General features: G+C 68.0%; 13 protein-coding genes. 7 read left to right on the forward strand and 6 right to left on the reverse strand.

Features of this window, described 5'->3' with window-relative positions:
- Positions 1-379 precede the first annotated feature (379 nt).
- Positions 380-1,450, reverse strand: a complete 1,071-nt coding sequence (locus tag DEO45_RS07240) for an IS110 family transposase (protein WP_114341924.1) — start codon at positions 1,448-1,450, stop codon at positions 380-382.
- A gap of 133 nt (positions 1,451-1,583) precedes the next feature.
- Here DEO45_RS07240 and DEO45_RS16495 point away from each other — a divergent pair, with 133 nt between their 5' ends.
- The 3 genes from DEO45_RS16495 to cycA all read left to right on the forward strand — a co-directional run bounded on the left by DEO45_RS16495 (position 1,584) and on the right by cycA (position 4,814).
- Positions 1,584-2,093, forward strand: a complete 510-nt coding sequence (locus DEO45_RS16495; protein WP_147269688.1) for a hypothetical protein — start codon at positions 1,584-1,586, stop codon at positions 2,091-2,093.
- A 191-nt stretch (positions 2,094-2,284) separates the two neighbouring features.
- Positions 2,285-3,184, forward strand: a complete 900-nt coding sequence (locus tag DEO45_RS07245; protein ID WP_114341928.1) for a c-type cytochrome — start codon at positions 2,285-2,287, stop codon at positions 3,182-3,184.
- 232 nt (positions 3,185-3,416) lie between these two features.
- Positions 3,417-4,814: a D-serine/D-alanine/glycine transporter gene (gene cycA, locus DEO45_RS07250; RefSeq protein ID WP_114341931.1), complete on the forward strand. Its 1,398-nt coding sequence runs from the start codon at positions 3,417-3,419 to the stop codon at positions 4,812-4,814.
- A 135-nt stretch (positions 4,815-4,949) separates the two neighbouring features.
- On the opposite strand, the gene DEO45_RS07255 is transcribed toward cycA, so the two are convergent.
- Together DEO45_RS07255 and DEO45_RS07260 are read right to left on the reverse strand one after the other, a co-directional pair.
- Complete coding sequence (locus tag DEO45_RS07255) at positions 4,950-5,606, reverse strand: DUF899 domain-containing protein (RefSeq protein WP_114341935.1); 657 nt, start codon at positions 5,604-5,606, stop codon at positions 4,950-4,952.
- 20 nt (positions 5,607-5,626) lie between these two features.
- Complete coding sequence (locus tag DEO45_RS07260) at positions 5,627-6,286, reverse strand: glutathione S-transferase family protein (RefSeq protein WP_114341939.1); 660 nt, start codon at positions 6,284-6,286, stop codon at positions 5,627-5,629.
- A 145-nt stretch (positions 6,287-6,431) separates the two neighbouring features.
- Here DEO45_RS07260 and DEO45_RS07265 point away from each other — a divergent pair, with 145 nt between their 5' ends.
- Entirely contained in the window at positions 6,432-6,689 is a 258-nt protein-coding gene (locus DEO45_RS07265) for a hypothetical protein (RefSeq protein WP_223250816.1), read from the forward strand.
- 25 nt (positions 6,690-6,714) lie between these two features.
- On the opposite strand, the gene DEO45_RS07270 is transcribed toward DEO45_RS07265, so the two are convergent.
- Entirely contained in the window at positions 6,715-7,422 is a 708-nt protein-coding gene (locus tag DEO45_RS07270) for a hypothetical protein (RefSeq protein ID WP_114341946.1), read from the reverse strand.
- A gap of 211 nt (positions 7,423-7,633) precedes the next feature.
- On the opposite strand from DEO45_RS07270, the gene ubiM reads away from it, so the two are divergent.
- The 3 genes from ubiM (at position 7,634) to DEO45_RS07285 (ending at position 9,983) form a co-directional block, all read left to right on the forward strand.
- On the forward strand, positions 7,634-8,860 hold the full coding sequence (ubiM, locus tag DEO45_RS07275) for a 5-demethoxyubiquinol-8 5-hydroxylase UbiM (protein ID WP_114341949.1): 1,227 nt from the start codon (positions 7,634-7,636) through the stop codon (positions 8,858-8,860).
- 71 nt (positions 8,861-8,931) lie between these two features.
- The gene (locus DEO45_RS07280) at positions 8,932-9,672 is read left to right on the forward strand and encodes an AzlC family ABC transporter permease (RefSeq protein ID WP_114341953.1); all 741 of its coding nucleotides are present in this window, start codon (positions 8,932-8,934) and stop codon (positions 9,670-9,672) included.
- On the forward strand, positions 9,672-9,983 hold the full coding sequence (locus DEO45_RS07285) for an AzlD domain-containing protein (protein ID WP_114341956.1): 312 nt from the start codon (positions 9,672-9,674) through the stop codon (positions 9,981-9,983). The genes DEO45_RS07280 and DEO45_RS07285 overlap by 1 nt, the downstream gene beginning before the upstream one ends.
- A 320-nt stretch (positions 9,984-10,303) precedes the next feature.
- Here DEO45_RS07285 and DEO45_RS07290 read toward each other — a convergent pair whose 3' ends face one another.
- Together DEO45_RS07290 and DEO45_RS07295 are read right to left on the reverse strand one after the other, a co-directional pair.
- Positions 10,304-10,726: an OsmC family protein gene (locus DEO45_RS07290; RefSeq protein WP_114341959.1), complete on the reverse strand. Its 423-nt coding sequence runs from the start codon at positions 10,724-10,726 to the stop codon at positions 10,304-10,306.
- Between the two features lie 23 nt (positions 10,727-10,749).
- Positions 10,750-12,519: an acyl-CoA dehydrogenase family protein gene (locus DEO45_RS07295; RefSeq protein ID WP_114341962.1), complete on the reverse strand. Its 1,770-nt coding sequence runs from the start codon at positions 12,517-12,519 to the stop codon at positions 10,750-10,752.
- Positions 12,520-12,612: the final 93 nt, after the last annotated feature.

Genomic DNA, 12,612 nt, shown 5'->3' on the forward strand with positions numbered 1-12,612 from the left:
TCCGTAGGAGACTTCCCCGTCAACCCGTGCGTATGAAGCTTTTGCCCTGGGCTTTCGGGCCGCTGCCGGTGATGGGATTTCGAATGAGACGTGAAGCGTGCTGCGGTCGGTGCATGACGGCGGACAGCGTGTGTCAGACGGCATTTCCGTAGACGGTCTTGTTGCACCGGTGGGGCTGGTGCGGACCAGGGTATAAACCGCGCCCGGAGACCTCGTTCATTCAGCGGTGTCGTCGGTGGCTGGGGATCGGCCGGCACACCGTTTGGACGTCCGAATAGTTAGTCAGGTTCTCCCCGGGTGGGTCTGACCCGTTGTTACCGTGCTGCACTGACGGTGGAACGAAACGGTGAGGCAGAGCGGTGAAGCGAAAGCGTGCGATTCAGGTCGTGCTGGCCTGCCGGTGCATGGGATGGGCGAGGCAGGCTGAGGGATCGTAGTCGACGTCGTGCGCGAGCATCGCCCAGATTTGTCGGGCGTGTTTATTCGCAATGGCCACCAGCGCCTTGCCGAACGGCAGGCGTTGGTCGAGCGTGCGTATCCAGCGCTGCTCGGGCGTGGCCTTGTCGATGGTGACGGCCTTGGCACGTTGCAGGCTGCTACGCGCGCCCTGGATCAGCAGGGTGCGCAGGTAGGCGTCGCCACGACAGCTGATGCCGCCCAATCGCGCATGCCCACCGCTGGAGTGCTGGGTGGGTACCAAGCCCAGCCATGCTGCCATCTGCCGGCCGTTCTTGAACTCGCGCGCCTGGGTCACCGTGGCCACGGCGGCATCGGCGGTGATCAGCCCCACGCCGATCAGGTGGCCAAGCCGCTGGCAGCGCGTATCCTCGCGCGCGTGGTCGGCGATGCGTGCACTGCACGCGTCGACGGCCTCGCGCAGACGTGCCCAGTGGGCGCGCAGCCCGCCGAGCAGCTCACGCAGCTCATCGGGCAGTGCCGGCTGCGCATCGAGATCGGCCAGCACGCGGCGCAGCGCCGTGTCGCTCTTCGCCACCACCAGGCCGAACTCGGCCAGCAGGCCCCGGATGCGGTTGCCCAGCGCCAACGCCTCGACCTTGTAGCCTTCGCGCACACGGTGGCAGGCGAGCCGCGCCTGCTGCTCCACCGTCTTCACCGGCACGAAGCGCATGTGGCCCTGCTGCGCCGCCGTGGCGATCGCCTCGGCATCGTTGCGGTCGTTCTTGATGGTGCGGCTCTTGCGGAACGGCGCCACGAACTGTGCGGCCATGAGCCTGGGCTGCAGACCGTACTCGATGCAGCGTCGCGCCCAGTGGTGCGCCCCGCTGCACGCCTCCATCGCCACCACCGTGCCCGCCGGCCGTTGCGCCAGCCACACGGCAAATGCCTCACGCTTGAACTCCCGCTGTCGCAGCACGTGCCCGGTGCCGTCCATCTCGCACACCGAGAACACGTTCTTCGCCAAGTCCACACCCAGGGTTATAGTGCTCATGGAGACTTCCTCTTCTGCTGACGGTTGTTTCGCAACACCATCATGGCCCTCGAGGCCGAAAGGGGAGGAAGTCTCTTTTTACTCGTTCAAGGCGGACGACTTCACCGCCACTCAACTCAGGCGTTAGCTGGCAATGGATAAATCCCCAGAGTTTGCAGAGCAGTACAGCAGAGCCGAAAGAATTCGGATTGCGTTGCTTGGTACAACGGCGGGAGGGTTGCTTGTAGCTTTTGAGAAGCTTTGGCTCTCTCCTTGGTTGCGTGAATTTTCAACCTCGGCGCAATGTCGGACTGTCTTTGGTGTCAGCGGGACTACCGTGCTGTGGCAGGGTCTTTTTGTCGGCCTGCCGTTTCTCGCTGGGCTTGTCGTTGCCTTTGCGTTCGGGCGGCGTGGCTTCAAGATCCTCAGAGACGGACAGGTCCCTCCCTTGCGTGAGAAATCGTTGCGCCTGATCAGAGTTCGGCGGGGGTCCGGGGCAAAAATCATTGGTTACTTGCATTTGGTGGCGTTCGTGCCTTTCCTCGCTCTCGGGCTCTGGGGATATGCGCAGGCAGAAGGCTTGTCCAGACAGGCGCAGCACAAAGCTGTCGATTGCTCGGCAAACAATTCATTCAAGCCGAAGCCGCTTCACAGCTCGACTTGATTCAGGTGTCAGGCGCCGTCTGGAGATTCGTACAATAAAAGGGGCGTGGCTAATTAACCCTCGCCCTTCACGTTGGCGAGCCTTGGACGTGGGATTGGTTGGCCATGTTATGGCCCCGGAATTCCGATGGCGCGACGCCCGGTATCGCACTACTCTGCCTGCTTCCGCATCGGGGGATGGGGAGGGGCTATATGCGCAGGGTATGGAAGTGGCTCGGCCGCCTGCTGGCCGCCGTGCTGGTGCTGTTGCTGGCGGTGGTGCTCTCGGCCTACGTGCTGAGCGAGCGGCGCATGGCGAAGGTGTACCGGATCGATCCACCGGTGCCGGCGGTGCCCAGCGATGCGGCGGCGGTCGAGCGGGGCAGCCACCTGGCCGCGATCCGCGGCTGCAAGGACTGCCACGGCCCTGACCTGGGCGGCGCCACCTTCATCGACAATCCACTGTTCGCCCGGCTGTCGGGCGCCAACCTCACGCCGGCCGGGGCGGGCGGCAAGCTCACCGACGTGGACCGGGTGCGTGCGATCCGCCACGGCGTGGCGCCGGACGGGCGCCCGCTGCTGTTCATGCCGGCGCAGGAGTTCAGCCACCTCGGCGATGCGGACCTGAGCGACCTGCTGGCCTACCTGCACAGCGTGCCGGCGGTCGAGCGCACGCCGCCGGCGAACCGGGTCGGCCCGCTGGGGCGCGTGCTGTTCGTGGCCGGCAAGGTGCCGCTGCTGCCGGCGGAGATCGTCGACCACGCCATGCAGCATGGCGAGCCGCCGCCGGCCGGCCCCACCGCCGCCTATGGCGCCTACCTCGCCACCGCCTGCGCCGGCTGCCACGGCAAGGGTTTCTCCGGTGGGCATATTCCGGGCACGCCGCCGGACTGGCCCGATGCCGCCAACCTCACGCCGGACCCGAGCGGCCTGGCGAACTGGAGCGAGGCCGACCTGAAGAAGGCATTGCGCGAGGGTATGGCGCCGGGCGGCCGCGCGCTGAAGACCGACTACATGCCGGTGCGGGTGACCCGCTTCCTCACCGACGAGGAGGTCGGCGCGCTGTACGCCTACTTCCGCAGCCTGCCGGCCAAGCCGCACGGGCGGCACTAGGGATGACCTGATCGAGTCCTTGCTTGTCATCCCAGCGAGGTGCCTTTCCACAGCGAAGGCGGGCCAAGTTGGAAATCCAGGGTCTTCGAACAGTTGCGGAGGCACTGGATCCCAGCTTTCGCTGGGATGACGGCTTGGCTGTGGCGGCGGCTAAGGGGCGGGTTGCGCGGCGCATGGATGCGGCGTGCGCTTTTCGGTATGTTGGCGCCTTCCCAACGCCAAGGCGCGCCGCATGACCGCATCGCTGGAACACCCGGATCACCTGAGGCGCAGCCTTTCCAACCGGCACCTGCAGCTGATCGCCATCGGCGGCGCGATCGGCACCGGCCTGTTCATGGGCTCGGGCAAGACGATCAGCCTGGCCGGGCCCTCGATCCTGCTGGTCTACCTGATCATCGGCGTGATGCTGTTCTTCGTGATGCGGGCGATGGGCGAGCTGCTGCTGTCCAACCTCGAGTACAAATCCTTCATCGACTTCTCCACCGACCTGCTCGGGCCATGGGCCGGCTTCTTCTGCGGCTGGACCTACTGGTTCTGCTGGGTCATCACCGCGATTGCCGACGTGATCGCGATCGCCGCGTATGCGCAGTTCTGGTTTCCGGGGCTGGCGCCGTGGATTCCCGCGGTGCTGTGCGTGCTGCTGCTGCTCAGCCTGAACCTGGTGACGGTGAAGCTGTTCGGCGAGATGGAGTTCTGGTTCGCGCTGATCAAGATCGTCGCGATCGTCGCGCTGATCGTCACCGGCTTCGTGCTGGTCGCCTGGGGCTTCACCTCGCCGACCGGGCACAAGGCTTCGCTGGCCAACCTGTGGAGTGACGGCGGGTTTTTCCCGAAGGGCATCAGCGGTTTCTTCGCCGGCTTCCAGATCGCGGTGTTCGCCTTCGTCGGCATCGAGCTGGTCGGCACCACCGCCGCCGAGACGGCCGACCCGAAACGCAACCTGCCGAAGGCGATCAACTCGATCCCGGTGCGCATCATCATCTTCTACGTGCTGGCCCTGGTCGCGATCATGATGGTGACGCCATGGCGCCTGGTGGAAGCGGGCAAGAGCCCGTTCGTCGAATTGTTCGTGCTGGCGGGCATCCCGGCTGCGGCCAGCCTGATCAACTTCGTGGTGCTGACCTCGGCCACCTCCTCGGCCAACAGCGGCATCTTCTCCACCAGCCGCATGCTGTACGGCCTGGCCGAGGAGCAACATGCGCCGAAGACGTTCGCGCGGCTCTCGCGCGCTGCGGTGCCGTCGCTGGGCCTGCTGTTCTCCTGCTTTTGCCTGCTGCTGGGCGCGGCGCTGATCTACCTGATCCCCGACCTGATCACCGCATTCACCCTGATCACCACGCTGTCTGCGGTGCTGTTCATGTTCGTGTGGTCGCTGATCCTGTTCGCCTACATGGCCTACCGGCGCAAGCGCCCGCAGCTGCACGAAGCGTCGACGTACAAGATGCCCGGCGGCGTGTTCATGTGCTGGGTGTGCCTGGCGTTCTTCGTGTTCGTGCTGGTGCTGCTGAGCCTGCAGCCGGATACCCGCGAGGCGCTGATCGCCAGCCCGGTGTGGTTCGTGCTGCTGGGCATCGGTTACCTGTGGAAGGGGCGCCAGGCGCGTCGCGCGGTGGCCGTGGCGGCCGAGTGACCCCAGTCACCGCAGCAGGCGGCGCAGTCCGCGCCGGCTTCGTAGGGCGGGCACGGCCCGCCGCTCTGGATGATGCGCATCGTTGAAAAACATGGCGGGCGGTGCCCGCCCTACGAAGCGGCAATCGCGGGCAGCTCAGTACTGGTCGTGGATCTTCACCTGGCTCCAGGTGGGGTGCTGCGGCCAGCCTTCGGGCGAGTCCTCCCAGGCTTCCTGGCGGCCCCACGGCGTGACGTCGAGCAGGCCGAAGCTGCTGATGGGCAGCTCGATGCCGCGGCCGGTGGTGAACCAGGTCTGGAAGATGCCCTCGTCCGTGCGCAGGAACACCGACAGGCCGAACGGCGCGCCTTCGGCGGTCACGAAGTCTTCGTGGAAGCGGGTGCCGAAGCATGAGTACCAGGGAAAGTTCCAGCCCAGCCGTGCCTTGACCGGCTCGATTTCGGTCACCCGGGCGCGCGAGACCACCGCGAAGGTGACGCCGCGTGCGCGCAGGTGCGCCAGATTGCCGATCTGGTCGCAGTAGAACGAGCAGCCGGGGCAGACGTGGTCCGACTCCGGCGCCAGCATGTTGTGGTAGACGATCAGTTGCGGCCGGCCCTCGAACATGTCGGCGAAGCTGTGCATGCCAACGGGCGAGCCGAACGTGTAGCTGTCGTCGACGCGAGTCATCGGCAGGTGCCGGCGCTTGGCGTTCACGGCGTCCTGCGCGCGGGTCAGCGCCTTTTCTTCCGCGAGCTGGGCGTGGCGCGCGGCCTGCCATTGTTCGCGGCTGACGATGGGCGGGTGGTTCATGGCGGTCTCCTGCGGGTTGCTCAGTCGCGGTCGGGCGCGCCGAGCGGGAAGTACGAACGGTACGGTCGCGCCTCGTCCACCGCGCGGGCGAACGAGGGGCGCGCCAGCAGGCGTTGCCGGTAGGCCAGCACGTTGGCGCATCCCGCCGGGATGCGATGGGTCCAGTCGGCGTAGAACAACGCTGGCGCGGCGGCGCAGTCGGCGAGGCTGAAGTCGCCGCCGATGGCCCAGTGGCGGCCGGCGAGTTTCCCCTCCAGACAGGCGTAGGCGGTGTCGAGCATGGCGCGCGCCTCCTTCACGCCGTAGGGGTCGCGGTCGGTGGCGGGGCGCAGACTGTCCCACACGATCTTCTGCTGGGGCGTGTGCACATAGTTGTCGAGGAAGCGGTCCATCGTGCGCGCTTCGAGCGCGGCGTCGGCGTCGGCGGGAATCAGCGGTGCGATGCCGGGGTAATGCCGGTCGAGGTACTCGATGATGATGCTCGACTCGACCACCATGCGTTCGCCGTCGCGCAGCAGGGGAAAGCGGCGGATCGGCCACAGCGCGGTGAATTCGCGGTCGGTGGCCGCGTCGTCCGGCGCGAGCAGGCGCCATTCGAACGGGATGCCGTTCTCGTACAGCGCGACCAGCACCTTCTGGCAGTAGGAGGAGAACGGGTGGGCGTAGAGCGCGAGGGGCATGTCGGATCGCCTTCTTGCAGAGGTTGTCCATGCGACGAACGGCCGCCGGCCGGATCGACATGGCCGGGCCCGTGCTTGACCGGGGTCAAGGCGGCAGCCGGCGGCGCTGCCGAATATCGGTGTCAACGACGCCGTGACAGTGTCCATGAAACGAGGCAATCCGATGGAATTCCACATCGCCCTGACCGATGCGTCCCCCAGCCCTGCCGTTGTGCAGGATGCCCTGTTCGACATCGATCCGACCGCGGTGGCCGATCTCGACATGAGCGGCCTGGTGCTGCGGGTATCCGCCTCGATGACGGCGGCGGACCTGATCGAGGTGCTGCGGCAGGTCGGCTGGCCGGTGGCACCGAAGCAGGTGGTGCAGTTGCCGTCGATCTGCTGCGGCGGTTGCGGCGCCTGACGTGTTCGCGGCGACGCCTCACGGGCTATGGGCTCGCGATCCCCCGTGAATCGGCATGGCTGGGCGGCCTCGATGGCCACAGCCACAAGGCAAGGCTGCCGAAGATGGCGACGACGAAGGCGAGGTACCACCGGTCCAGCAGCGGGTCGAGCGGCGTCGGCATCAGGTACATACCGAACATCCGCAGCGACAGCCGTACCGTGTTGAGGCCGAAGGCGCATGACGCCAGCCAGCCGAGGCGGCCACCGCCCAGACAGCAGGCGAGTACCAGGCTGCCCAGCGCCTGTGCCAGCAGCAACGGGAAATACAGCGCCCGTTGCACGGACTGGAATGCCGCCGCCTGCGCCAGCACCTGCGCCTGCGCGTCATGCGATGACGCCGCCCGGTACAGCTCCGGCAATGCCAGTTGCCCATGGAACAGCTCGACCGAGCGCAGCAGCACCTCGATCAGGCAGTACGCGAAGAAGCCGAGATAGGCCGCGACTGCGGCCAGCGGCGTGCGTCGGAACGCCAGCGCGCAGACCACCAGGAGCAGGTAGGCCTGGGCGAAGAACGAAAGCAGCATAAGCAGGGCGCGAGCGAGGTTCAGTGGTGCCGCTCCCAGCAGCAACTCCTGCGCGGGGCCGTCCGGCACCGGCAACTGCGCGAAAACGTATGACTGGAATGCCTGCACGAGGATGTAGAGCATCGCCACGATGGCCGCGGCGCGGCGGTGCAGGATCGATCCGGGCATGGCGGGCTCCTGGTTCTCCGGTCGCCGCAGTGTGGCAGCCGCGCGCCGGCCGACCTTGTGCCGGTGGTCATGCCTCGGGAGCGGGCCTCGTTGGCGTCGAAAGCCGCGGCGTGGGAGGCGCGGCTCCCGATGCCGCTTTCTTGACCGGTGTCAGCGCCGGTCCCGGCGTGGACCGATAGCTTGCCGTGGTCATCCCCTGGGAGTGCAGCGCATGTCGTTCGATATCGTGGTCATCGGCGCCGGTCCGGCCGGGTTGTGTTTCGCCCGCTCGCTGGCCGGCAGCGGCCTGCGCATCGCGCTGGTCGAGCGGCAGGAAGAGGCGGCGCTGGCGGCGCCGGCGGACGACGGGCGCGAGATCGCGATCACCCATCATTCGCAGCGGCTGCTGGGCGAGCGGGGCCTGTGGGCACGCCTGCGCGAGGAGGAGGTCGGCACCCTGCGCGACGCGCTGGTGCTCGACGGCGACGATCGCGACGGCCTGATGTTCCGCCACGACGAGGCGGGCAAGTCGCAGCTGGGCTGGCTGGTGAGCAACCACGCGATCCGCCGTGCCGCGTACGAAGAGGTGATGGCGCTGCCCGAGGTCGAGCGCATCACCGGCGCGCGGGTGGGCGCGGTGCGCACCGCCGCCGATGGTGTCGAGGTGAGCCTGGGCGGTGACGAGACCCTGCGCGCGCAATTGCTGGTGGCGGCGGACAGCCGTTTCTCCGAGACGCGCCGCGCGATGGGCATCGGCGCCGACCTGCACGATTTCGGCAAGACCATGCTGGTGCTGCGCATGCGCCACGACATGCCGCACGAACAGGTGGCATGGGAATGGTTCGGCGTCGGCCAGACCCTGGCTCTGCTGCCGCTGCACGATGCGCACACTTCATCGGTGGTGCTGACCCTGCCGCCGCCGGCGATGCAGGCCCTGCTGGCGCTGGACGACGCGGGGCTGGAGGCGGCGCTGGCCGAACGTTTCCAGCAGCGGCTGGGTGCGATGCGCGTGGCTGGCCCGCGGTGCGCCTATCCGCTGGTGGGCGTGTACGCGAGGCGCTTCGTGGCCGAGCGCTTTGCATTGATCGGCGACGCCGCAGTGGGCATGCACCCGCTCACTGCGCACGGCTTCAACTTCGGCCTGCTCGGGCAGGCCGCGCTGGCGCGCGAGCTGCGTGCGGCGGTGGCCGCGGAGCAGCCGTTCTGGAGTCCGGCGCTGCTGCAGCGCTACGAGCGCCAGCACCGGCTGGCCACGCGGCCGCTGTACCTGGCCACGCAGATGCTGGCCGGCCTGTACACCGACGACCGCCGCCCGGCGCGGGTGCTGCGCAAGCTGGCGCTGGGCGCCGGCGCCCGGTTGGGACCGTTCAGGCGGCTGGTGATGTCCGGCCTCGTCGCCGACCACGCTGGTGTTCCGGGGCCGTTGCGGCGGTTGCGATATTCGCGACCGTCGGCGTAGCTGGCGCGGATTCGGGAGGCGTCGCACCCGCGCACGGCGGGCTTCCCCGGATCGTGCGATAAGATCCGGGGATGAGCTTTTCCCCGTCCCCCGCCGTGAAAATCGGCCTCTCGATCGCCGTGGCGACCGGGCTGTACGGCGTGTCGTTCGGCGCGCTCGGCGTCGCTTCCGGGCTCGGCGTGTGGCAAACGGTGGCACTGAGCGCGCTGATGTTCACCGGCGGCTCGCAGTTCGCCTTCATCGGGGTAGTGGCCGGCGGCGGCGCCGGTTCGGCCGCATTCGGTGCGGCGACCCTGCTTGGCGTGCGCAACGCGGTCTACGGCATGCAGCTGAACCGGATGCTCAAGCCGCGCGGCTGGCGCCGGCTGCTTGCCGCCCAGGTCACCATCGACGAATCCGCCGCCACCGCCGCGGGCCAGCTCGATCCCGGCGAGCAGCGCCGCGGTTTCTGGAGCGCCGGGTTGGGCGTGTTCGTGCTGTGGAACCTGTTTACCCTGGCTGGCGCGCTGCTCGGCGACGCGCTGGGCGATCCCCGCCGCTGGGGCCTGGACGGTGCGGCGGTGGCCGCCTTCCTCGGCCTGCTGTGGCCGCGCCTGCGTGCCCGCGAGCCGGTGGCGCTGGCCGTGGTTTGCGCGCTGGTGACCGTGCTGGCGATGCCGCGGGTGCCGCCCGGCGTGCCGATCCTGCTCGCCGCGCTGGTCGCGGCGCTGTGGGGCTGGTTCAGTCGCGGGCCGGCGGACGAGGGGCTGGAGCCGGACGTCGATCCGGCTGATTTCGACGCCGCTGGCGGCTCGCCGCAGGAGCGTCGCTGATGGCGTTGTGGGGATGGTTGTTGCTGGCCAGCGCGGCGGCGTACGCGATCAAGCTGGCCGGTTACCTGGTGCCGGCGCGCTGGCTGGAGAACGAGCACATGAGCCGCGTGGCCGGCACGCTGACGATCGGCCTGCTGGCTTCGCTGACCGCGATGAACACGTTCAGTGCCGGGGCGGCGCTGGCGCTCGACGCACGACTTGGCGCGCTGCTCGCCGCCGCCTTGGCGTTGTGGCTGCGCGCGCCGTTCCTGCTGGTGGTGGTCGCGGGCGCGCTGGCGGCGGCGCTGCTGCGTCTGGCAGGCATCGGCTGAAGTTGCCCACGCCGGAGCTGCACGAGCAGATCCGATTCTGCCTGTCATTCCGGCGAAAGCCCATGGCTCCGAAAACCTTCAGTCGTCATTCCGGCGCAGGCCGGAATCGCACTTGAACGACGCAGAGGGGCGGCCCAGATGGATCGCCGGGCTAAAAATCATGGCCGATGCGATGCGTTGCTGCACAGGATGAAGTGCGATTCCGGCCTGCGCCGGAATGACGATTGGAAAGGCCCCGAAACGCTGGAGCTGCAGGCCACCAAAAATGTTCCGGACAGCAGTGTGCTTTCACAGGCATGCCGAACAAGGCACCCGATGGTTCAGGCCTTCCCTTGCGCGCCCGCCAGCTGCGAGGCGATCCGCACCTCGCCGGTCAGCACCTTGTGGATCGGGCACTTGTTGGCGATCTGCAGCAGGCGCTCGCGCTGCTCGTTGTCCAGCTCGCCGTCGAGCGTGATCACGCGGGTGATGTCGTTGCCCGCCGCGGGCGTGCCGTCGGGATTGAACTTGAGTTCCACCGCCACGTGGCGCAGCGGCCAGCCCTTGCGCGCCGCGTACATCTCCAGCGTGATCGCGGTGCAGGCGCCCAGCGCGGACAGCAACAGCCGGTGGGGCGCCGGGCCGGTATTGGCGCCGCCTTCCTCGACCGGTTCGTCGGCATGCCAGGTGTTGCCCTGGTCGTCGGTGAACTCGACTGCGTACGGCGCGCCGCCGGTGCTGGCGCGGACGGTGGGGATGCTCATGGCGGGTTCTCCTTGGTCGGGTTTCAGATCACGTCCCACATGTAGCCGTCGTGCGCGAGCACCGCGCCGGCCAGCTGTTCGATCGCCTCGTCCTCGTTGCGTTCCAGCCCGCGCACGTTGCGCGCCATGCGCCGGCGCGCCTGGCGCGCGAATACTTCGGCGATGCTTACGGCTTCGTCCGCGGCGGGATGCGCCTGCTTCAGCAGGCTGTCGGCGCGCGACAGCACGCACAGGCCCACGAACAGGTCGATCGCGATGTCGGCCAGGCGCTTCTGCGCGTGCTGCATGTCGGCCACCTTCTTGCCGTAGCGGCGCAGCAGCGCGTCGGATGATTTTGAAAGTTCCACCGTGTACTTCTCATAGGTGGCGGCGACCTTGCGCAGCCGCGGCGACAGCTCGTGCGCGATGCGGTCGATGCCGTAGCCGGTGGCCTCGCGCATGCGCCGGCCGGTGTAGCTGCCGAGCACGCCGAAGCCCTTGATCGGCTCGTTGAAGATGTCGCCCACGGCGGCCTTCAATTCGGAGAGGCCCGCGCCGACGCCCTTCAGGCCGGACAGCGCGATGTACAGCCGCAGGATCTCGTTGGTGCCCTCGAAGATCGACAGGATGCGCGTGTCGCGGGTGATCTGCTCGTACGGGAACTCGCGCATGAAGCCGTTGCCGGCGGCGATCTGCAGTGCCTCGTAGGACGCGCGCTGCACCGCCTCGCTGGCGAACACCTTGCTCATCGCCGCCTCGACCGAGTAATCGCTGCCGCCGCCGTCGATCAGGTGCGCCACCATCCACACCGCACTCTCGGCGGCGAAGCAGTCCACCGCCATCTGCGCGACCTTCTCGCGCACCAGGCCGAACTCGGCGATCGGCTGGCCGAACTGCTTGCGCTCCTTCGCCTGCGCGCTGGCCAGGCGGATCAGCGTGCGCATGCCGCCCACCGCGCCGCCGCCCAGGCCGGTGCGGCCCGAGTTCAGGATGCTCATCGCCACCTTGAAGCCCTTGCCGACCGGGCCCAGCACGTTTTCCGGCGACACGCGCACGTCGGCGAACGCCACCGTGGTGGTGCTTGATGCGCGGATGCCCATCTTGTCCTCGTGCGGGCCGTGGCTGACGCCGGGCCACTTCGCCTCGACCAGGAAGGCGGTGATCTTGCCCTCGGGCGTGTCGGTGCGCGCGAACACGGTGTAGAAGTCGGCGATGCCGCCGTTGGTGATCCAGATCTTCTCGCCCGAAAGCGTCCAGCTGCCGTCGTCGTTGCGCACGGCCTTGGTGCGGATCGAGGCGGCGTCGGAGCCGGCGCCGGATTCGGTGAGGCAAAACGCAGCGATCATCTCGCCCGTGGCCAGCTTCGGCAGGTAGCGCTGCTTCTGCTCATCGCTGCCGAACAGCAGCAGTCCCTTCATGCCGATCGAGCTGTGCGCGCCGATGGTCAGCGAGACCGAGCTGTCGTGGCTGCTGGTCTGGCCCAGCACGCGTGCGTAGGCGCCGTTGGACAGTTCCATGCCGCCGAACTGCTCGGGGATGATCAGGCCGAACAGGCCCATTTCGCGCAGCGCCTGGATGAACTCGGCCGGCTGCTCGGCGTCGCGGTCGTACTGCTTCAGCGCGGCGCCCTTGTCGGCGAGGAACTGGTCGATCGCGTCGGTCATCGCGCCCAGCATTTCCCTGTCGCGCGCGTTGATCTCGGGGTAGGGGAACAGGTTCTCCTCCAGGATGTTGCCCAGGAACAGCTGCTTGGCGACGCTGTCGTCGCTGCGCAAGGTAGCGGAAGCGGAAGTAGCGGGCGACGACGGGTTCATGACGCGATCTCCATGAAGGGCGAAGCGCCATTCTGGCACTTCCGCCATGCCCATCCATGTCGCCAATCGACGCACCCGGCGCGCTGCGCAGCG

The organism is Rhodanobacter denitrificans (assembly GCF_003335105.1).
Lineage (GTDB): Bacteria > Pseudomonadota > Gammaproteobacteria > Xanthomonadales > Rhodanobacteraceae > Rhodanobacter > Rhodanobacter denitrificans_A.

Excerpts from the sequence above, each read along its gene's own strand:
- DEO45_RS07240 (WP_114341924.1), bottom strand. The coding sequence starts at position 1,450 with ATGAGCACTATAACCCTGGGTGTGGACTTGGCGAAGAACGTGTTCTCG.
- DEO45_RS16495 (WP_147269688.1), top strand. The coding sequence starts at position 1,584 with ATGGATAAATCCCCAGAGTTTGCAGAGCAGTACAGCAGAGCCGAAAGA.
- DEO45_RS07245 (WP_114341928.1), top strand. The coding sequence starts at position 2,285 with ATGCGCAGGGTATGGAAGTGGCTCGGCCGCCTGCTGGCCGCCGTGCTG.
- cycA (WP_114341931.1), top strand. The coding sequence starts at position 3,417 with ATGACCGCATCGCTGGAACACCCGGATCACCTGAGGCGCAGCCTTTCC.
- DEO45_RS07255 (WP_114341935.1), bottom strand. The coding sequence starts at position 5,606 with ATGAACCACCCGCCCATCGTCAGCCGCGAACAATGGCAGGCCGCGCGC.
- DEO45_RS07260 (WP_114341939.1), bottom strand. The coding sequence starts at position 6,286 with ATGCCCCTCGCGCTCTACGCCCACCCGTTCTCCTCCTACTGCCAGAAG.
- DEO45_RS07265 (WP_223250816.1), top strand. The coding sequence starts at position 6,432 with ATGAAACGAGGCAATCCGATGGAATTCCACATCGCCCTGACCGATGCG.
- DEO45_RS07270 (WP_114341946.1), bottom strand. The coding sequence starts at position 7,422 with ATGCCCGGATCGATCCTGCACCGCCGCGCCGCGGCCATCGTGGCGATG.
- ubiM (WP_114341949.1), top strand. The coding sequence starts at position 7,634 with ATGTCGTTCGATATCGTGGTCATCGGCGCCGGTCCGGCCGGGTTGTGT.
- DEO45_RS07280 (WP_114341953.1), top strand. The coding sequence starts at position 8,932 with ATGAGCTTTTCCCCGTCCCCCGCCGTGAAAATCGGCCTCTCGATCGCC.
- DEO45_RS07285 (WP_114341956.1), top strand. The coding sequence starts at position 9,672 with ATGGCGTTGTGGGGATGGTTGTTGCTGGCCAGCGCGGCGGCGTACGCG.
- DEO45_RS07290 (WP_114341959.1), bottom strand. The coding sequence starts at position 10,726 with ATGAGCATCCCCACCGTCCGCGCCAGCACCGGCGGCGCGCCGTACGCA.
- DEO45_RS07295 (WP_114341962.1), bottom strand. The coding sequence starts at position 12,519 with ATGAACCCGTCGTCGCCCGCTACTTCCGCTTCCGCTACCTTGCGCAGC.